This is a genomic window from Dethiosulfatarculus sandiegensis (genome assembly GCF_000931935.2).
GTDB lineage: Bacteria > Desulfobacterota > Desulfarculia > Desulfarculales > Desulfarculaceae > Dethiosulfatarculus > Dethiosulfatarculus sandiegensis.
The window spans coordinates 67314-88445 of record NZ_AZAC01000056.1 but is presented as its reverse complement, the minus strand read 5'-3'; the positions used below and the strand labels follow the sequence as shown (position 1 = coordinate 88445).

General features: G+C 54.0%; 11 protein-coding genes. 6 read left to right on the top strand and 5 right to left on the bottom strand.

The features are described from left to right. Window positions 1-45: 45 nt before the first annotated feature. On the top strand, window positions 46-2547 hold the full coding sequence (locus X474_RS21425; RefSeq protein WP_044351906.1) for a 2-oxoacid:acceptor oxidoreductase family protein: 2502 nt from the start codon (window positions 46-48) through the stop codon (window positions 2545-2547). A gap of 115 nt (window positions 2548-2662) precedes the next feature. On the opposite strand, the gene X474_RS21420 is transcribed toward X474_RS21425, so the two are convergent. The 5 genes from X474_RS21420 to X474_RS21395 form a co-directional block, all read right to left on the bottom strand. Further along, window positions 2663-3847 (bottom strand): aryl-sulfate sulfotransferase, encoded by a 1185-nt coding sequence (locus X474_RS21420; protein ID WP_044351904.1) that lies wholly within the window; start codon window positions 3845-3847, stop codon window positions 2663-2665. Between the two features lie 205 nt (window positions 3848-4052). Next, complete coding sequence (locus X474_RS21415; RefSeq protein WP_044351903.1) at window positions 4053-4835, bottom strand: IclR family transcriptional regulator; 783 nt, start codon at window positions 4833-4835, stop codon at window positions 4053-4055. 530 nt (window positions 4836-5365) lie between these two features. Further along, entirely contained in the window at window positions 5366-6451 is a 1086-nt protein-coding gene (locus X474_RS21405) for a TonB-dependent receptor (RefSeq protein ID WP_052515490.1), read from the bottom strand. Window positions 6452-6525: 74 nt separating this feature from the next. After that, window positions 6526-9507 carry a DNA polymerase III subunit alpha gene (locus tag X474_RS21400; protein WP_044351902.1) on the bottom strand — a complete coding sequence of 994 codons (2982 nt, stop codon included), beginning with the start codon at window positions 9505-9507 and terminating at the stop codon, window positions 6526-6528. A 2-nt stretch (window positions 9508-9509) separates the two neighbouring features. Beyond that, entirely contained in the window at window positions 9510-10709 is a 1200-nt protein-coding gene (locus X474_RS21395) for a DNA polymerase Y family protein (protein WP_082464552.1), read from the bottom strand. A gap of 502 nt (window positions 10710-11211) precedes the next feature. On the opposite strand from X474_RS21395, the gene X474_RS21390 reads away from it, so the two are divergent. From X474_RS21390 to X474_RS21370, 5 genes are all read left to right on the top strand, one after another. Next, entirely contained in the window at window positions 11212-14235 is a 3024-nt protein-coding gene (locus X474_RS21390; RefSeq protein ID WP_044351898.1) for a BPTD_3080 family restriction endonuclease, read from the top strand. A gap of 74 nt (window positions 14236-14309) precedes the next feature. After that, complete coding sequence (locus tag X474_RS21385; RefSeq protein WP_052515489.1) at window positions 14310-15140, top strand: ORF6N domain-containing protein; 831 nt, start codon at window positions 14310-14312, stop codon at window positions 15138-15140. Between the two features lie 18 nt (window positions 15141-15158). Further along, window positions 15159-18098 carry a site-specific DNA-methyltransferase gene (locus X474_RS21380; RefSeq protein WP_044351897.1) on the top strand — a complete coding sequence of 980 codons (2940 nt, stop codon included), beginning with the start codon at window positions 15159-15161 and terminating at the stop codon, window positions 18096-18098. A gap of 33 nt (window positions 18099-18131) precedes the next feature. Next, entirely contained in the window at window positions 18132-18740 is a 609-nt protein-coding gene (locus X474_RS21375; protein WP_044351896.1) for a hypothetical protein, read from the top strand. A 4-nt stretch (window positions 18741-18744) separates the two neighbouring features. Beyond that, window positions 18745-20814 carry a 3'-5' exonuclease gene (locus X474_RS21370; RefSeq protein ID WP_044351895.1) on the top strand — a complete coding sequence of 690 codons (2070 nt, stop codon included), beginning with the start codon at window positions 18745-18747 and terminating at the stop codon, window positions 20812-20814. Window positions 20815-21132: the final 318 nt, after the last annotated feature.

Sequence of the window (21132 nt, the reverse complement as noted above, 5' to 3'; positions counted from 1 at the left end):
ATTTTCGATTTTTATGTGCAAGTTATTTCTAAATAGGAGGTTAGCATGAGCACCATGCAAAAACTCTGCACCGCGCCTGCCGGTCAGGCCGAGGTGCTGCAAGGCAACATTGCCTTTGCCGCCGGTATTGTGCGCGCCGGCATCCACGCCACAGACGGTTATCCCGGCACCCCCAGCTCCGAGGTCATCGACAAGGGCTTGAGCCAGGTGCAGGATATGCTGACTGTGGGCTGGTCCATCAACGAGGCCGTGGCCTCGGGCGTGGCCCACGGTCACACCCTGGCCGGACGCGACTGTGTGGTCACCATGAAGATCCCCGGACTTTTCCAGGCCGGCGACATCTTCACCAGCTCTTCTCTGTTCACCCAGCCCAGGGGCAGTATGATCTGGTACGTGGCTTCGGACTTCACCCCCAGCTCCACCCAGCACACAATTGACCCCAGGCCGCTTTTCAAAAGCTGCTTTATGCCGGTCTTCGAGCCCAGGAACCACCAGGAAATGCACGAGGCGGCTTCCATCGCCGTGGCCATTGGCCGCGAGCTCTACACCCCGGTAGTGATCATGCCCTCCGGCGTGCTCTGCCACAGCGAAGGCCTGGTCCGCCTGATGGAGCCCCAGAAGCGCGAGCCGGTTCAGATGCCCGAGGATATGCGCTCCTTCAACTGTCTGCCGAATGTCTGTCGGGTTAACTATGACATGATGATGGAAACCCGTATGCCCGCACTCACCAAGATGGTGGAGGAGACCCCCTTGAACAAATGGATCAAGGGTTCCGGCAAGCGCGGCGTGATCACCTATGGCGTGAACTCCATGTACCTGGAAGAGGTGCGAGAACTCTTCTTCCCGGATCTGGATGTCTTGAGCCTGGCCTTCACCAACCCCCTGCCCAAAAAGCTGATCAAAGAGTTCTACGACTCCATTGACGGCGACGTCTATGTGATCGAAGACGGCTATCGCTTCCTGGAAGAAGCCTTGAACGCCCAGGGACTTCAGGTCAAGGGCAAGCCCGAATACAGCAGGATCACCGAATGGTCACCGGCCACCATCGCCGAGGTGCTGGGGCACAAGGTCGAGGCGACCAGCGCCAAGATCAACCCCGTGCCCCGTCCGCCGATGATCTGCGCCGGCTGCCCCTACCGCCTGTTTGGCGAAGAAGTCAAAAAAATGCGCAAAAAGGGCAAGCTGGATGTCACCTTCGGCGATATCGGCTGTAACTCCCTGCTTTACTTCATGAACGCCATGGACACCGGCCTGGCCATGGGCGCCAGTGAGTCCAAGCGCACAGGTTATGTGCTGAGCCAGCCTGAAAAGGCGGGCCGTTGCTTGAGCATCATCGGCGACGGCACCGAGTGCCACTCCGGTATGGATGCCACCAGAAACGCCATCTTCCGCAACGTGGCTGGTGTCAAGGTTATCCTGGACAACGAGTGGACCGCCATGACCGGCGGCCAGCCCAGCGCCACCAGCCCGGTGAACCTGGCCGGCGACCCCCAGCGCATGGATATCAACGCCGTACTCAAGGCCCACGGCGCCAATGTGATTGAGGTGAGCGGTTATGACAGAAAGGGCCTCCAAAAGGCCCTGAAAGAGGCCCTGGCCCTGGCTGATGAAAAATCCGAGTTCACTACCGTGGTGGTGCGCGGCACCTGCATCAGAAAGGTTCCCAAGGAGAAATACGGCCAGAAGCTGATTGTGGATGCGGACAAGTGCAAGCGTTGCGGCCTTTGCAACATCTGCCCGGGCATCGAAGCCGATGAATCCGGCCTGCCCTCATTCACCAACCTGTGCTCCGGCTGCGTCTCCCAGAACCCGGCCTGCCTGCAGATGTGCCCCACCGGCGCCATCTCCATTGACAATGCCCCGCAAAAGGCCAAGACCGGCGCCAAAGTGGAACTGCCCGAAGCCCCGGCCGAGCTTGAGCCCTATAAACTGGACCAGGCTGATCTGCCCGAGCGCTTGAGCGTTGCGATCCGCGGCGTGGGCGGCCAGGGCAACCTGTTCTTTGGCAGGGTGCTCACCCAGCTCGCCTTCCTGGCCGGTTACGACCAGAGCAACGTGATCAAGGGCGAGACTCACGGCATGGCCCAGATGGGCGGTCCGGTGATCAGCACCTTTGCCTGCGGCAAGGCCTATTCTCCGCAGCTTCTGCCCGGCAGCGCCGATTGCCTGGTCTCCATGGAGATGAGCGAAGTCTTCCGTCCCGGTTTCCGCGAGATGCTGAAAAAAGGCGGCAAGGTCCTCCTGGCCCAGACAGCCATGCTGCCCCAGGGCCTCAAGGCCGACCAGTATCCCGAGCGCCAGGCTATCCTGAACGAGTTGACGGACTTTGAAGTCAACTTTGTGGACGTGCTTGAAGCCTCCATTAAGCTGGGCGATCATGCCGGCCGCTCTGCCAACGTGGTTATGATGGGTGTCATGAGCAAGACCGCTCCCTTTGATGTGTTCCCCGAAAGCCTGTGGCTTGAGGCCATCAAGAGGAACAGCCCCAAACCCGCCATCTGGCAAATGAACTACGCAGCCTTCCAGGCCGGACGCGAGCTGGTTTAGTTCTGATCCAGCCGTAAAAAGCCCAAGGAGTGTTCTCACCCCTTGGCAATAACCGCAAGATAAACGGCCGGGGTTTTTAAAAAACCCCGGCCGTTTTATTACCTTGTTGCTCCCTTCAAGCCAGCCCCATACGACTATTAAGCTCCCGCCATTTTTCAGACTCAAACTTCACACCGGCCAGCTCCGGACTCTCTGGTCCATAGCGCCTGGCCTTGAAAATCATGGAGCAGTGCACATTCTTGAAAGGCAACACAAAGGGGCTGATCCACTCCCAACAAGTCTCGTTTTCAGGGGTGACCTCAAATACCCGGCCTGACTGGCCCTCAATGATCAGGGTGTTGCCGTTTTCCAAACGCTGGCATCCGCCTATATGGCCGGAATGCAGGCTGAATACCACCTTGGGCATGTATTGCCAAATAATCTTGTCAGTGGCCGGGTCGATCTCAAGCACCCGGGTGTGAGGCACCACCGGATGATGTACTCCATTATCAAAAACCAACACAGTGCCCTTTTCCGTAAAAGAGGCGTCGTGCTGGTGGCTAAGCTCATAACCGCCCCATTTCCATTCCAGCTCGCCGGTGTCCCAATCCAGGATCACCAGGCGGGAGCACTCCCGGAAGCTCAAAAGGACCTTGCCGTCTTTATAGTCCACAGAGTTGCAATGGGTCCACTCGTGCCTGAACTCCCTGCTGCAAGTGGGGTCCGCCTCGGGGTCCATATGCTCCCAGGCATTCCAGAACTTAACCACTTCACCTTCCGGGGTGAGCTCCACAATCTGGTCCGAAAGATAGCCGCTCATGTCCCGGGGACGCCCCCCCACCCCCAGCCCAGCCATCATAAAATTGATATGCTCTTCACTGGACCAGCGGTAACTGTTTTCATTTTCATCAATCCACCCCTTGATCTGATTCTTGATCTCTTCACCAGCCACCTGCCAGGTGATCAAAAGGGTATTTCCATTTTCCAGCCGGAACATATCGTGGTGAAAGGAAGGATGTTCATAGCGCCAGAGAACCTTTCCCTCCCAATCCAGCTCTAAAATAATATCCGCCCCACCGGCGCTCATGCCTGCGGCGACCTTTTCCTGGTGAGGTTGTCCCCGCACCAAAAGCCTGCCGCCGGAAAGCATGAAGCCATAGCCCGGTACAAAACCGGGGTGGCTCCAGCCGTGGCATATGCGGCCCTTGTGATCCAACAGATAGATATGATCTCCACCCACCGGGGTGAGGCAGGTGTACCCCTCAGAAGAACGGTCATCCACATGGGTGAGACCCGTGTTGCGAAACTCTGACCAACCCATCTTATATTCCTCTCGGCTTAAATCATTTTACTGATTGATCACAATATAATTCATTATTATTGGACATCGTCCATTATATCAAAACATAGTCGCTTTTCCAGAAAAAAGAAAAGCTGTATATCGGCATTAAAAAACCTCCCCGGCTCTGGGCAAGGGAGGTTAAACGTCTTGACTCATTGTATTTTTCAATAGATGCGTTTCAGACTCAAGCTGGTCCTTTATAGGAATGATACTCCGGATGATGCCCCATGGAACGGCTGATGCCGCCCGCGCATTGCAAAAGGTTGCCCACCAGGTTATCCTGGTTGGGCCCTAAAACCTGCTCCGGTCCGCCGGAGAGGCTCAAGGCCCCAAAGACCCGGCCCATGCGGTCAAACAAGGGCGCACCCAAGGCAGCCTGAATAGGCAGGGTCTCCCGGTTGGAGACGGCAAAGCCTCTTTGAGCGGTTTTATGAAGCTCCCGGCGCAGGTCTTCCGGATCTGTGATGGTATGTTCCGTGCGGCGGACCAGATCCACTTTTTCCAGATATTGATTCAATTGATCATCGGATAAAAATGCCAGAACCGCCTTGCCCAAACCTGTGCAATAGCCGGGAATACGCGGTCCGAACTGGGAGGGAAAAGAGCCGCTCACATCAGGCAAGGCGTTTAAAACCACCAAAATAGAAGACTGGGACCAAAGCCCCACCCGACAGGTGAAGCCGGTCCGGGCGGCCAGACTTTGCACCAAGCCGGCGGATTTCTGATTAACCTCCAGGTTGCCCGCACTTACATGCCCCAATTCAAGAAGCTTCAGACCCAATTGATATTTGGAAGAGCCCGGGTCTTTTTGCAGCATGCCCAGGCCGCATAGGGTCTTAACCAGCCCGTGTACTGTAGTCTTGCCCAGGCCCATTAGCTCCGCCATCTCGGTTATACCCAAAAAAGGCCGGTCCGGACCGAACAGCTCCAGAATTCCAACCGCCCTCTCCACTGACTGCACTGCCATGGTTCAGTCCTTTTCCCTGTAAGGTTGCTTAATCTGAACCATTCTAATGGGCGGCGAAATTCCGTTCAACTATAATGAACCAAATCCGATTTACCTGGCCCCCGGAAAAACCGGCCAAGATGTCCTATGGCAGCCCCCGCCCGGAATCTATAAGCGTTGCTCTGCTCAACCTTTTGCGTCCCTTACCCCAGGAATTTAAAAAGTCGTTCCTGGGCCTGTGGGAGGAGTACGAGTTTGCCGCCACCCCAGAGGCAAGGATCTTGAAATAACTGGATAAACTTGAGACTCTATTGCAGCAGGCCCAAGGGGAGAAGGCACCAGACTTTGACTATGCCTTTAACCTGAGATACGGAGTTCAATACACTGGCCTGGATGAATTCATGGCCGAGATAAGAGCGGCCATAGGCCAGAAGACCAGACGCATCTGGTCGAGGCGGGGCAGAAGAATTTATAGGCAAAGATCAAGATACATGTTTTTAACGGCCGGGCCCGGAATCAATCATAAATTGTTCCGGTCCCGACTATTCAAGCTAAAAACGCCAGGTGAAATCTATGCCCACGGTGAGGGGATCGCCGTCCACAACCACCTCTGAACTTCCGGACCACTTCCGCCTTTCCACTATATATTCCTTGTCAAAAAGGTTCTTGCAGCAAAGCACAATATCCCAGGAGGCGGTTTCATATCCCAGGCGCGCATTGAAAATTTCAAAGCCTTCGCACTCATATTGATTTTCCGCATCAGTATAAAAGGAAGAATGCCCGGTCATATCCAGACGGGCAAAGACGCCTGGGGCGTGATGGTATTGCACACCTGCGTTAAAGGTGTATTCCGGGGCAAAGGTAAGGGAATTGCCTTCATAGTCATAACCGTCCACTTGCCAATCATCAAAAGTGGCGTCCAGGTAGCCAATTCCGCCGAAAAAGTCCAGGCCTTCCACCGGCCGGGCCTTTATTGACAGCTCTAGGCCGCGGGAGGAGGCGGATTCGGCATTTGCGATCCTGCGGTTCAGACCGATCACCTCCATCACCTGCTTATCGTCAATATCCAAATAGAACAGGGAAATATTGGCCAAAAGCCTGCCGTCCAGCCAAATGGTCTTGGCCCCCAGCTCATAGCTCCACATCTGCTCCGGATCATAGGTGAAATCAGCCAGGCTCTCGCCGAGCACGGAGTTAAAACCGCCGTTTAAAATTCCTTTACTTATAGATGCGTACAGCATGGCTTTTTGATCAAGATCAAAACTGACAGACAACTTCGGCAAGACCTCGGTGTTATCAATGGAATCATCAAACTTTTTCAAGCGGGTGAACCTGCCGATCCTTTTCTGGTAATCCTGCTCTCCATCCATGCTGGTGTGATCACCCCTTACACCGGTGGTAAAATACAGGCGCTCATGAACCCGATAAGTGGCCTGGCCAAACAGCGCCATGTTGTTTGCGGTTTCATCGGTCTTTCTGTTCTCAGTCATGCCGGGCCCGATAAACAGCTTGGTGTGCTTGCGTTTGAAGATCTCACGGTTTTCGCCGTATACACCTGCCAGCCACTTTAACGGGCCCGTATTCTCAGGCGAGGAAAGGCGAAACTCCTGGCTGTAGCCGGTTAGCTCCTTTTTCATGGCAAAATCAGAGATACGATAGGGTCCGGGCTCAAATAATTATGAGGAGACCCAAAGACCTGCGCATAATCCGTTCAAAGCCTTTTACAGCCCGAAATTGTCAGGGTCACGGCCCCGAAGTTTTCATCCACCACCCCTTCCAGAATGTAGGGGTGGTTCCAGTCCATGATCATGTGAAAGCGGCGGTAGGCCTCCGGAAAGAAAACCGTCTCCAAAAGCCCGGTTTCATCCTCAAAGGTTAGAAACTGCATGGGCAGGTGCTTGCTGGTGGATACGGTCTTGCCGGTGATGAGCCAGGCCGCCACCCGCACCTTTTGGTTTATATGCTCACTCACCTCACAGGTCTTGAGCAGGTTTTGTTTTTCCAACCTGGGGCGGAAGATCTCCATGGGATGTTTGGCAAGCAAAAACCCGAGCACCGCATATTCACGGCGCAGCCGTTCCAAAGGCGGGGTGCGCGGCAGGGGCGGGGCCTCCAGGGAGTTATTGGTGAACAAGGAATCCGCCCTGCCCTGCCTGGGGGCAATGCGGCCGTGCCTGGCCAGTTGCCAGAGCAGCCGGGCAGGCTCTTCGCCCGGATGCAAAGACTCAAAAGCCCCGGCCTGTATCAGGGCCCTGGCTTCGTCCTGCTCGGGGCGGGCCCTTTTCAGAAAATCATCAAAACCGCCAAAAGGCCTCTGCTCCCTGGCGGTGATCAGCCGGGCGATGGTCTTTTGGCCAAGCCCCTTCACAGACATGAGCCCCACCCGCACCTTGTCGCCCTGGCCGGTCCAGCGCAGGCGGCTTTGGTTCACGCAAGGCGGCAGAATAAAAAGACCCAGCCGCCTGGCCTCTGACACGTAAGCCCCTGTGGAATAAAAACCGCCCTGGTTGGAGATCACCGAGGCCATGAACTCGGCCGGAAAATGACGCTTGAGATAAGCCGCCTGAAAAGAAACCCGGGCATAGCTTGCGCTGTGGGGCTTGCAAAAGCTGTAGCCCGCAAAGCTCATCATCATGCGCCAGACCTGGTCTATCTTTTCCCGGCTCACCCCTTTCTTGAAAGCGCCGGTCAAAAACCTTTGCCAATAATCATCGAGCGCCTTTTTCTTATCCTTTTTACTCATCACCTTGCGCAGGCCGTCGCCCTGGGCATGGCTGAAACCGGCCAGGGCCACGGCCGCCTGGGAGACCTGCTCCTGATACACCATGATGCCGTAGGTTTCATCCAGGATATCCTTTAAAAGGGGATGAATGGGCTCCCACTCCCCACCGTGAATCCGATGGAGGTATTCCTGGATATAGGTGTTGGCCGCCGGACGGATAATGGAGGAATGGATGACCATGTGCTCGTAATCGCCCTGGGCGGCTTTTTCCTGCAAAAGCCTGGTGGCGGGGCTTTCTATGTAAAAGCAACCCATGGTCTTGCCTTGGCTCACCAGGTGCTGCGTCTTGGGGTCGTCCTCGGGCGACCAGGTTGCCTCGCAAAAAACGCAACCATTGGCCTTTAAGTTGGCCACGGCATCCCTGATAACCCCCAGGGAGCGGTTGCCGAGAAGATCGATCTTGACCAGCCCGGCTTCCTCGGCTCCTTCCTTTTCCCACTGGATAACCGGCATGCCCTTGGGCGCGATCTCCAAAGGCGCGTAATCCTGAATCGGGCCGGGAGTGATCACCAGGCCGCCCACATGCACGGAAAGGTGCCTGGGCATGCCCACCAGTCCCTGGGCCAGCTCAAGCACCTCGGGCCAGGGGGCGGGCAGTTTGGGGGTCGCCCCCTTGGGCAGGGCCGGGCGCTTGGGATACATGCCGGTGCACTCTTCCGCCGCGCCCCTTAACCAGGGCAGGCCTTTCATCACCCGCTTGATCTCGTCTGCGGGCAGGCCGTAGACCTTGGCCACCTCCCGAATGGCCATGCGCCCCTGAAAAAGTATGTGGGTGGCCACCATGGCCGAGCGCCCCTTGTATTGCTCGAGAACCGACTCGATCACCCCGTCGCGCTCATCCCAGGCAAAATCAATATCAATATCCGGCGGATCCTCGCGCTGGGGATTGATGAAACGCTCAAAATAAAGGTTGTATTTAATGGGGCAGACATTGGTTATGCCCAGAGAATAGGCCACCAGGGAAGCGGCCCCGGAGCCCCGGCCGCAGATGCGGGGCGAGCGCTTTACAATATCCTCCACTACCAGAAAGTAAGAGGAAAAATGCTTTTGCTCGATTATGCCAAGCTCATATTCCAGCCGCTCTTTCACCTTTTCCGGCAAGGGGCTGCCGTAGCGGAAAGCAGCTCCGTCAAAGGCCCTTTGGCGCAGGGCCCTTGCCGCGCTTCTGCCCAGGGAATCGCTCCAAGGCGGCATGATCAGATCCCGGTTGGGAGTGAAGTCCAGCTGATCGCCCAGGGTGCGGGCGTTTTTCAAGGCCCGGGGCAGGGTCTCGAAACGCTGGCAGAACCTTTGGGGCGAGGCCAGCCAGGCATCAGGCGGGGCCATATCCCCGGGTTCCAGCCTGGAAAGCGAGGTGTTGAGGCTTACGGCCCTTTGCACCCTGTGCAGGTCATAGTCTCCGGGCTCCAAAAAAAAACTGCCCGCCACGGGAACCAGGGGGATGTCGTTTTCCTTGGCTATCTGGCGCAGGCGGTGGTTCTGCTGACTGGGCCTGCGGGGCAAACAGGCCATGACCGGGACTCCCTTTTTTTGCCAATTCAGGAGCAGATCCAAACTGCCGGTGAGCACCACAAGGCCGGTATGGCGGCCGGGCAGGGCCTGTTTAAGGCTGAACTCTGAATCTGTGTGGCGCAAGCTCAAAAGGCGGCAGAGGTTTTTAAAACCCCGGCCCGTCTTGACCAGGCAAAGGGCCCTTTGCCCGCTGGCCGGGTCTGTGACCTCCGCCCCCACACAGGGCTTTAGATGATATTGGCCGCAGGCCCGCAAAAACTCCCACAGGCCGTAAAGGTTGTCCGTATCTGTGAGGGCCAGGCCGGTATAGCCCAACTCCTTGGCCTTGCGGCACAGATCCCCGGGCGAGGCAGTGCCCCACATCAAAGAGTAATTGGAACGCACACCCAGAGCCAGCATCTTCAGTCCCCCAGGCTGCGCCCCAGACAGATGGAGCGCTCCCCATGCCGGTCCCGGATGCGGTCCAGGGCATGCATCAGTTTTTCCTGTTTCCTTTGGATCAGATCAGTTGCATCAGCCATAAAAGGCAGATCCAGCTGGGCAGGTGGATAAACCAGCCGATCGCAGACCAGGCGCAGATGACGCAGGCGCACCCGCCTGGTCCAGCCCACGGCCAGGGCGATCCGGGCCAGGTCAAAAAGCAGAAAATCATTGGCCGTGCCCAGGGCATGGGAGCGCTGGCGTATAACCCGGCCCCCGTCGCTGTAGGTGAGATAGACCGCCACCCTGCGGGCCGCCTTGCCCATGCGTCGCAACCTGCGCCCCGCCTTTTCCACCAGCCCGAAAAGCGCCCTTTCCACCTCACCCAAATGGTTGGTATCCTGGCTGAATTCGTGATCCAGCCGCACAACCGGAGGTTTTAAGCCCACAGGCAGGACCTTGGAATCGTCCCTGCCCTGCAAAAGCTGGTGTATCTCCCCACCCCTTTTGCCGAAAACAGCCAACAAATGCTCCTTGCGCCAGGTAAGGGCCTCTTCAACCGTATGCAGGTTGTACTGCCTGAAAAGCATGAGGTCCGGGGCCTCCAGACCGGACAGCAGGGAAAGGGGCAAACTGCGCAGAAAATCCTGTTCCCCACCGGGACGCACAATATGCTCGCCCTTGGGCTTCACCACCCTGGTGGCGGCCTTGGCCAGCATCTTGTTCGGGGCCAGCCCCCATATGGGCTCCAGGCCCAGGCGCTTTTTCACCTCCTTTTTCATGCGCCAGGCCACATCCCGGGCCGGGCCGAACAAACGGCCGGTGCCGCTTAAATCCATGAACACATGGCCCGTGTCTTCCTCGCTCTCCACCAGGGGCGAATAGGGCAAGGCCATCTTCATCATCTCCAGCATGGCCTTTTCATATTTGTGCGGCTTAGGCGGCACTATGCGCACCCCACCGCACATACGCCTGGCCTGATCCAGGGGCATATGCTTGCGCACCCCGGCCTGAAACGCCTCCTCGCTCATATCGTAAACCCGCGCCCTGCCCCCTTGGGCCCGGGACACAATCACCGGCCTGTCGTGCAAACCCGGCCGATTCAACCGCTCAACAGCCACGGCAAAATCCGCCACATTTAAGTGCACTATGTCCCTTTGGGTATAACATCCCGTAACCACAACACATTACTCCAAAAAACGCTACAGCTTACTCTGAAAAGACACCTCTCCCCCTAAGCCCAGGATACCGCAAAAAACGGGATTGGTAAACATATGTTGAGTAGTTGAAGTATTAAAAATACTATACAGGTAGACAGGTAAAACTTCCGACGGCAAATCATTTTCTTGGGGGCAGACTGAGAAAAGGAAGGGGTGAATCGTAAATAAACCATTTAACAAAAAACAGCCAACCCAATTTATGCGTTAACGAAAAATTAAATATCCGCCTTTACACGCCTTGAAAAATTAGTAATGTTGAAAAGGTATTCCCACTGGACTTGTGCTTCAGGTCACGGTTAATATAATTCACGTCAAACAGGGGGGAAATCAAGGGCCTTTCAAGGCCAAATCAATGCTGCCGGCCCCAATAACATTGCTCGTGCAATTTTCATGAGTGCTTTCAAAAGGGATATATTCCCGTTTACTAATTCTCTGCGGCCATTCACAGAAGAAAACGCAAGCTATGGGCAACAGATTCTTTGAGAAACCGATTCTTAACTCACCTTATGACTATCCCAGGCGGCATTGGGAGCTGGATGAAAGCGGCCAGCCCACCCAAAAAATCATTGAACACCGCCGCAGGGCCGAATTTATAACCCCAATTCCCAAACCCAAAAAACGCCGCAAAAACAAGAAACATGAACAGGATGAACTGCTTTTTGACGAAGGCAAGGGGCTTTCCACCCAGGAACAGCTCTATGACCAAACCTCGATAATAAACGATCTCAGAAGCCAGGTGGACCAATGGCGCAAATGGCCCAACCCGAACAGTTGGCAGGTCACCCCGGAAACCGCCCGGCTCTTAGAACACTGGCGGCATCATAATTTCAGCGGCATTCGCCCTTTTTTTTGCCAGGTGGAGGCAGCGGAAACCCTGATCTGGCTCACGGAAGTCGCCCCCAAAATAGGTAAGACAGGCAAGCGCTTTTTAGATCATCTTAAAAACGCCAACCACGATGCCAACCCGGAACTCATGCGCCTGGCCCTGAAACTTGCCACCGGAGCAGGTAAAACAACGGTCATGGCCATGATAATTGCCTGGCAGACCATAAACGCGGTGCGCAGGCCGGGCAGTAAAAATTTCACCCGCGGTTTTCTGGTGGTGGCTCCGGGCATCACCATCCGCGACCGCCTCAGGGTGCTCATGCCCAATGATCCGGATGCCTATTACGCCAGCCGGGAGCTGGTGCCCGGTGATATGCTGGCCGACCTGGAGCGGGCCAAGATCGTCATCACCAATTATCATGCCTTTAAGCTCCGAGAGCGCATGGATCTCTCCAAGGGAGGCCGCTCCCTTCTGCAGGGCCGGGGCGCGCCGATAAACACCCTGGAAACCAAAGGCCAGATGCTGCAGCGGGTCATGCCAGAGCTCATGGGCATGAAAAACCTCATGGTCATAAATGATGAAGCCCATCACTGCTATCGGGAAAAACCAGGCGAAGACGATATAACGGAGCTTAAGGGAGAAGAAAAAAAAGAAGCCCAAAAAAACAACGAGGCAGCCCGGCTTTGGATCAGCGGTTTGGAAATAGTCAAACAAAAGCTCAAGATCAGCCGGGTTATAGATCTATCCGCCACGCCCTTTTTCCTGCGCGGCTCGGGATATGCCGAGGGCACCCTTTTCCCCTGGACCATGAGCGATTTTTCCCTGATGGATGCCATTGAAGCGGGCATTGTCAAACTCCCCCGAGTGCCGGTGGCGGATAATATCACCGGCGATGAAATGCCCAAGTTCCGCAACCTCTGGGAGCACATCCGCAAAAAAATGCCCAAAAAAGGGCGGGGCAAAGCCAAGGGGCTGGACGCCTCAAACCTGCCCGCAGAGCTGGAGACCGCCCTTGACGCCCTTTACGGCCACTATGAAAAGACTTTCCGCCTCTGGATGGAAGCGGGCATCAGTGTGCCGCCCTGCTTTATCATTGTCTGCAACAACACCTCCACCTCCAAACTTGTCTATGACTACATCTCCGGTTTTGAAAGAAAAAACCAGGACGGTTCCGTAACCCCGGTTCCGGGCAAGTTTCCCCTGTTCAGAAACAGCGATGAATATGGCAACAACCTGGGCAGGCCCAACACCCTTCTCATAGACAGTGAACAGCTTGAATCCGGAGACGCCCTGGATAAAAATTTCCGGGACCTGGCCGCAAAGGACATAGAACGCTTTCGCAGGGAAATAATCGAGCGAACAGGAGACCGCCGCCAGGCGGATAACCTCACCGACCAGGACCTTTTGCGCGAGGTCATGAATACTGTGGGCAAAAAAGACCGGTTGGGCAGCTCCATCCGCTGTGTGGTTTCGGTATCCATGCTCACCGAGGGTTGGGACGCCAACACAGTCACCCATGTTCTGGGAGTTCGGGCCTTTGGCACCCAGCTTTTATGCGAGCAGGTCATAGGCCGGGCCTTGCGCCGCCAATCCTATGACATAAACGAAGAAAACCTCTTTAACGTCGAATACGCGGATGTGCTCGGCATTCCCTTTGACTTTACGGCCAAGCCGGTGGTCGCCCCGCCTCACCCGCCGATTGAAACCATCAATGTCCGGGCGGTCAGGCCGGAGCGGGATCATCTGGAGATAAGATTCCCCAGGGTTATGGGTTATAGGGTTGAACTGCCCGAAGAACGCCTGGAAGCCAAATTCAACGAAGATTCAGTGCTTGAGCTGACCCCGGACCTGGTGGGGCCTTCTGTCACCCACAATTCGGGAATCATTGGCCAGGGTGTGGACCTGAACTTAAAGCATCTGGACAACGTACGGGAATCCACTCTTTTGTTTCACATAGCCAAAAGGCTTTTGGAAACCAAACTGCGCGAAAACGGCCAGGACCCCAATTTCAATCTGTTTGGCCAGGCCAAAAGGGTCACCCGAAAATGGCTTAAAACCTGCCTGGTCTGCAAGGGAAGCACCTTTCCGGCCCAGCTCATGTACGAAGAGCTGAAAGACATGGCCTGCGAACGCATCATGGCCGGCATTACCAGCCATTTCATAGGCAAAAAACCCATAAAGGCCATTTTGGACCCTTACAACTCTGTCGGCTCCACTGTTCATGTTAATTTCAACACCTCCAAGGCCCACCGCTGGGAGACAGACTCTCGTTTTTGCCATATCAACTGGGTCATCTTGGACAGTGATTGGGAGGCTGAATTCTGCCGCCTGGCAGAGGCCAGCCCCAAAGTCAAGGCCTATGTGAAAAACCACAACCTGGGTTTTGAGGTTCCCTATCGCCATGGCTCCGGCACCCGCATGTATCGCCCGGACTTCATTGCCCAGGTGGATGCCGGGCAACCGGAACCAATCAACCTGGTGATCGAAGTCAAGGGCTATCGGGGCGAGGATGCCAAGGACAAAAAAATCACCATGGACAATTACTGGATTCCCGGGGTCAACAACCTGGGCCAGTTCGGCCGCTGGGCCTTTTTGGAATTAAAAGACGTATTTAAGATGGAAGAAGAGTTCAACGGCAAATTAAAGGCCTTGGAATCTTAGACTGGGCAAGGGCCGATTTTTGAGGTCACATCTTGTGACCTCAAAAAAACTCCTGAGAGCAAAATGGGGGGAGCGTGGCTGAAAAACTCATAACAAAAACCAATGAACCAGCCAGACTAATACCCCACATAAAATCCCGCATTTTTGAACTGCGCGGGGTTCGGGTTATATTAAGCGCGGATTTGGCTGAACTCTACGGGGTTAGCACCAAGGCCCTGAACCAGCAGGTAAGCCGTAATCCGGAAAAATTCAAGGATATATCCTTTAAACTCTCCAAACAGGAGTTCAAGGCCTTGCGGTCACAGATTGTGACCTCAAAAGGGCGCGGCGGAACCACCCATCCCCCCAATGCCTTTACTGTGCGGGGGGCAATTATGGCGGCAACGGTTCTTCGCTCTGAAAAAGCCGTTAAAATGAGCCAGTTGATCGTGGATGTGTTTGTGGATTTTGCCAGCCAGGTAAAGGCAAGCCCCCGGCCCCCGGCCCTGCCCGCCGTGGCTGGCCAGTCTGAGCCGGGCCATAAGGCTCTCACAGACGCGGTTTCAGGCGGCGGACTGAAAAACCATCTTAATGATCTGGTGGATTCCATCCTAACCAAAGACGACCGCCAGATGGTGGCCAGGGAAACCAGGGAAACCGCCAGGCGCGCCCTGGCCGGGCTGCAGGAATATCTGGACAAGCCCGGCCTGGCCAACGAAAAAAGCCGCACGGAAATCGCCCGGATGATCGCCGAGATAAGAAATATCCAAAGCCTGGGCAACAAGGCCCAGGCAGAGGCAGAGGCCATAGACCTTAACACCCGGCTCACCGAACTTGTGGTGAGGCTGGCCGCTGAACTCGGCGACACCAGAGAGCTTATGCAGGTTGTCATGCAACTTTTAAATGCCAATACAACTGAAAAATAAACCGGAAACGAGATCCCCATGGCAACAAGAAAAAACAAGGCCAAAGACATTGAGACCATCATCCACACCGAGGACTCCCGCGCCAATATCCCCACTGCCGAGTATCAGTCTGTCATGGCAAGTGATGAAAAAAGCCCCATTCAGGTGGCTTATGAGCGCCGCAACCGGGATCTGGACCCACAGCTTGTCTGGCGGGGCAAGGATGAGCAGGATTGGTCTGACTTGGTGGTGCAGGCCCCGCCCTTATACATCCAGGAAAAGGTTCATCCCAAGGTCTTGATCGATGACCTCAAACAGCTCAGCCAAAACCAAGAGCAGGATGACAAACCCCAGTTCAACCTTTTCGCTGATTTTAACGGCATCAATGACGAGGCAGCCAAAACGGAATTTTATCAGCACGAAGCCAACTGGACCAACCGCATTATATTGGGCGACAGCCTGCAGGTGATGGCCTCCCTGGCCGAGCGGGAAGGCCTGCGGGGCAAGGTGCAGTGCATCTATATGGACCCGCCCTATGGCATCAAGTTCAACTCCAATTTCCAATGGTCCACCACCAGCCGGGATGTAAAAGACGGCAAGGCCGAACACATCACCAGGGAGCCGGAGCAGGTCAAGGCCTTTAGGGACACCTGGCGGGACGGAATTCACTCTTATCTGACCTATTTAAGGGACAGGCTAACCGTTGCCCGGGATTTGCTCACCGAAAGCGGCTCTATCTTTGTGCAGATTGGGGATGAGAATGTGCATAGAGTTAGGGCTTTGATGGATGAGATTTTTGGGGAGGACAATTGTATCAGCCTAATTAGCTTCAGAAAAACAGGTTCTACTTCATCCGCATTGTTAGATGCAAATAATGACTTTATACTTTGGTATGCCCACAAAAAACAATTAACAAAATTTAGACCATTATTCTTTTTAAAAAAAATAGCGGGAACAGGTGCCAGTGAATACAAAAGCTTAATATTAAAAAACCTTCAAGAACGACCTTTAACAAAACAAGAAATCAATAATACTTCAAATATTCCAACCACTGGAAAAGTTTTTACACTCACATCAGTGGTTTCTGATGGAACAGCATCCACGCCACAAACAATTAAACTATTTAGCAAGACATATCAGCCTGGAAAAAATGAGCATTGGAAAACTACAATTGCTGGAATGAAAAGATTATACCAAGCTAATCGGCTTAGCCCTGTCACTGCCAAAAGAATGTACAGGCGTTTTTTTGATGACTACCCAATATATTCGCTTAATAATAATTGGCAAGATGTAAGAGGGGCTTTAGGAAAAACTTACGTTGTTCAAACAACAGAGATAATTGCGCAACGCTGCATCCTTATGACCACCGACCCCGGTGACCTGGTCCTTGATCCTACCTGCGGTTCCGGCACCACGGCCTATGTGGCGGAACAATGGGGGCGTCGCTGGATCACCATGGACACCTCGCGGGTTGCCCTGGCTTTGGCCAGGGCCAGGGTTATGGGGGCGCGCTATCCCTATTACACCCTGGCCGACAGCAAAGAGGGCCAGATCAAAGAGGCCGAACTCTCCCGCAAAGAGCCTTCCCTTGCCCGCACCTATGGCAATATCCGCCAGGGTTTCGTTTATGAGCGGGTTCCCCACATCACCCTTAAATCCATTGCCAACAACGCAGAGATAGACGTTATCTGGGAGGAGTATCAAGAGGCCCTGGAGCCCCTGCGCCAGGAGCTCAACCAGGCCTTGGGGGCATCTTTTGAAGAATGGGAGATCCCCCGCGAGCCGGGCGATCCCTGGCCGGAAAAGGCAACCAGGCAGTTTGAATCCCTGCAAAATGCGGATACCGAAAAAAAGAAACTCTCTGCCCTTAAAAAACTGAACAGCCTGTTGGGTCGCAAATACACCCTGGAGACCCTGCCAAACACACCTTATGACCTTTGGACCGATGAAAAGGCAATCAAATTCCATGCCAGTTGGTGGGAAAACCGCATTGCCCGCCAAGAAGAGATAGACGCCTCCATTGCGGCCAAGGCTGATCATGAATACCTCTATGATAAACCCTATGTGGAAAACTCCAAGGTGCGGGTGGCCGGGCCCTTTACCGTGGAGAGCCTTTCCCCCCACCGGGTTTTGGGTGTGGATGAAAACGACGACCCCTTTGACCCCCAAACCCCCTCCCCGGACCAGCCCGCGAGCCAGGAAGCCTTTGTGGATATGATCCTGGAAAACCTGCGAACCTCGGGTGTGCAGCAGGCCCACAAAGAAGACAAGATAGATTTCCGCACCCTGGTTCCCTGGCCGGGTTACTACATCTGCGCCGAAGGCAGGTATTACGAAGGCAACCAGGAAACCGGTGCCGAAAAAAGGGCTGCCATATTCATAGGCCCTGAGTTTGGCTCTGTTTCCAGGGAAGACCTGGTGGCCGCGGCCCGCGAGACCGGTGACGCGGGCTTTGACGTGCTCATCTCCTGCGCCTTTAATTATGACGCCCAGTCTGCTGAGCTCAACAAGCTGGGCCGGGTGCTGATTTTAAAGGCCCGCATGAACGCAGACCTGCATATGGCAGATGACCTTAAGAACACCGGCAAGGGCAACCTTTTTGTCATCTTTGGCGAACCGGATATAGACCTGCTCGATACAGATGAAGGCCAGATACAGGTGAGAATAAACGGTGTGGATGTGTTCCACCCAAACACCGGCGAAGTGCGCAGCGACGGTCCTGAGGGAATCGCCTGCTGGTTCATAGACACAGACTACAACGAAGAAAGCTTCTTTGTGCGCCACGCCTATTTCCTGGGGGCCAACGACCCCTACAAAGCGCTCAAGACCACACTCAAAGCGGAAATAAACCCCGAAGCCTGGGACTCCCTGCACAGCGACACCTCCCGGCCCTTTGACAAACCAAAATCCGGCCGCATAGCAGTAAAGGTGATCAACCACTTGGGTGATGAAGCAATGAAGGTATTCAGGGTGGAGTAAAAAACGAACTAACCATAGGCAAAAGGGGGGGGAATGGCTGTTCTGATAGAGGGAATTTCAGTAGTTATCAAGGTTGAATCCATTTTTAGTAAGTATCCTGGCGGGTGGGGGCAATTCAAACAAGAAGTGCCGAATAAAACCCTGTGCTCGGATAATGAATTGGCAAGAGTCGGTTTCATGGCGCCTGATGACGTTCGGCACTATTGCAATTTCTTATCAACCAAGGGGCTTATCTATCTGGCGGATGGCCAGGCTCAAGACATAGTGGTCGCAGATCAGATTCGTGGTTTTACCTGCAAATGCACATGGGCTGAATTCGGCCATGTTAATCTTAATGATAATTCAAATCAAAAAATTACCGCCTGTCGGATATTAAATTCAGATAATTATCAAGTTTTCATTCCGGTTGGTTGGTCTTATGAACACTCCCTAAGTAAAGAACACACCTTTATAGAAAATAGAAATATAAAAAACCGAACTATTCCATTAGAAAATGAAAATAATTTAGACACCTTTTTAGATAAAAAAGCAGGGGACGAACTCTACCTTGGCAGGACCTCGCGCCATCAGAGTCCAAACAAAAAAAGTTTTTTCGTTCGCTTAAAACAAATAATCGGCACTATTGGACTCAAGAAAAATTAATACCATGCAATTCCTAATCGCCGACACCTTCACAGAAAGCCTGGCCAAGCTCACCGGCCAGGAGCAAAAGGCGGCCAAGACCACTGCCTTTGACCTTCAGATGAACCCTGCCAATCCGGGGATAAAGCTGCATAAGCTGGACACAGCCAAAGACCGGAACTTCTGGTCCGCGCGGGTTAGCAGTGATATCAGGCTCATACTCCACAGAACAGACTCCAGCATTCTCCTTTGTTATGTGGATCATCATGATGTGGCCTACAAATGGGCAGAGCGGCGCAAGCTGGAGACCCACCCCAAAACAGGGGCAGCTCAGTTGGTGGAGGTTCGCGAAAAGGTAAAGGAAATCATTGTCCCGGTTTATCAGGAGCAGGAAGCGCCCGCCCCGCCCAGATCGCCTTTATTCAATGGTTTCAAAGATGAGGCCTTATTGGAATATGGAGTGCCGGAAGATTGGCTGGATGACGTTCGCCTAGCCAATGAAGACACTATATTAGAAATTTGTGACCACCTTCCCGCCGAGGCGGCCGAGGCGCTTCTGGACCTGGCCACAGGGAAAACACCCAGCAGGCAGGCCAAGGCCATTCCCGCCAATCCGTTTGACCATCCGGATGCTAAACGCCGCTTCCGGATCATGAAAAATTCCGATGAACTGGAAAGGGCCCTTGCCTTCCCCTGGGAAAGATGGACCGTCTTTCTCCATCCGGAACAGGAAAAACTGGTTGAAAAGGATTTCAACGGCCCGGCCAAGGTGGCAGGTTCGGCAGGCACCGGCAAAACCATTGTAGCCCTGCACCGGGCTGTGCACCTGGCCAAAACCAATCCGGAGGCAAGGGTTCTTTTAACCACCTTTTCCAATACCTTGGCCAATGCACTTCAAATTAAGTTAAAAAGGCTCATCCATGGCAAACCCAGGTTGGGGGAGCGCATAGAAGTTCATTCCATGGAGGCCATAGGCCAAAGACTCTTTAAACTCCATTTTGCCCCTGCGCAGATGGCTTCCAGAGAAGAATTGGCCGATCTTATCCGCGGTGCTGGTGAGCAGGTGCAAGGCCACAATTTTTCCCTGCATTTCTTGCTGACTGAGTGGGAACAGGTTGTGGATGCCTGGCAGTTGCAGACCTGGGAGGAATACAGGGATGTGGTGCGCCTGGGCAGAAAAACCCGACTGCCGGAGAGCCAAAGAGAGCTTTTGTGGAAAATCTTTTCCAAGGTCAGACAGGAACTCACCCATAATGACCAGATCACCCCTGCATCCATGTTCGCCCAATTGGCGGCCAAGATAAAAAAACAACAGATTCATCCCTTTGATTACGCGGTTGTGGACGAGGCGCAGGACATAAGCGTTCAGCAGCTCGCTTTTCTGGCTGCCATGGGCTCCAGCCTGCCCAATGCACTGTTCTTTGCGGGCGACCTGGGGCAGCGCATTTTCCAGATTCCGTTCTCCTGGAAATCTTTGGGAGTGGAAATACGGGGCAGATCCCGAACCCTGAAGATAAACTACCGCACCTCCCATCAAATCCGGATGCAGGCGGACCGTTTGCTGGATTCCGAGATGGCAGATGTGGACGGCAACAAAGAAGACCGGGCAGGAACCATCTCGGTTTTCAACGGCCCCAAGCCCATAATAAAGCTGGCCGACTCTCTTGCAGAAGAAATAAAACTCGTGAAGAACTGGGTGGGCGATTGCCTTGCCAAGGGTGTTGAACCCCATGAGATAGGTATTTTCGTCCGTTCAAAAAATGAGCTTAAGCGGGCTTTTAGAGTAGCGCAAGAGCTTGGAGCGCCTTTCATCACCCTGGATGCAAGCGTAAAGACCTTTAAGGGAAAACTATCCATAGGCACCATGCATCTTGCCAAGGGCCTTGAATTCAGAGCTGTTGCCGTGATGGCATGCGACGACGAGGTGATTCCGTCCCAAAGTCGCATTGATACTATAAGCGATGAAGCAGATCTGGAAGAAGTCTACAGCACGGAACGCCACCTGCTCTATGTAGCCTGCACCAGGGCTCGGGACTATCTTCTGGTCTCAGGTGTCGAACCCGCCTCTGAATTTCTAGATGACCTTTTGCCGTGATTTGTCGGCAGAAAAAAAGAATATCAATCAAAACCCTTTACTCTCGCATTGTTTAATTATTGATAGCGGCCCAGTTCTGGAAACCTCTGTAACTCTGGCCACTTGTCGAACTGAAATCAAATTCAGCCACCCAAAGAAGTGGCCTTACTCAGCTTGTATACTATTTTTTTCCGTCAGGATCATCCGACCCAGGCAAGCATTACCTTCATAGCAATTAAGCCGCAGCCAAGGCCTGCTTGACAAAGCCCAATATTTAACTCAGGGTTTAAATTATATATGCCTCACTTTGCGCACATCAATTGCACCTAAAAGGGAATC

Excerpts from the sequence above, each read along its gene's own strand:
- X474_RS21425 (WP_044351906.1), top strand. The coding sequence starts at position 46 with ATGAGCACCATGCAAAAACTCTGCACCGCGCCTGCCGGTCAGGCCGAG.
- X474_RS21420 (WP_044351904.1), bottom strand. The coding sequence starts at position 3,847 with ATGGGTTGGTCAGAGTTTCGCAACACGGGTCTCACCCATGTGGATGAC.
- X474_RS21415 (WP_044351903.1), bottom strand. The coding sequence starts at position 4,835 with ATGGCAGTGCAGTCAGTGGAGAGGGCGGTTGGAATTCTGGAGCTGTTC.
- X474_RS21405 (WP_052515490.1), bottom strand. The coding sequence starts at position 6,451 with ATGAAAAAGGAGCTAACCGGCTACAGCCAGGAGTTTCGCCTTTCCTCG.
- X474_RS21400 (WP_044351902.1), bottom strand. The coding sequence starts at position 9,507 with ATGCTGGCTCTGGGTGTGCGTTCCAATTACTCTTTGATGTGGGGCACT.
- X474_RS21390 (WP_044351898.1), top strand. The coding sequence starts at position 11,212 with ATGGGCAACAGATTCTTTGAGAAACCGATTCTTAACTCACCTTATGAC.
- X474_RS21380 (WP_044351897.1), top strand. The coding sequence starts at position 15,159 with ATGGCAACAAGAAAAAACAAGGCCAAAGACATTGAGACCATCATCCAC.
- X474_RS21375 (WP_044351896.1), top strand. The coding sequence starts at position 18,132 with ATGGCTGTTCTGATAGAGGGAATTTCAGTAGTTATCAAGGTTGAATCC.
- X474_RS21370 (WP_044351895.1), top strand. The coding sequence starts at position 18,745 with ATGCAATTCCTAATCGCCGACACCTTCACAGAAAGCCTGGCCAAGCTC.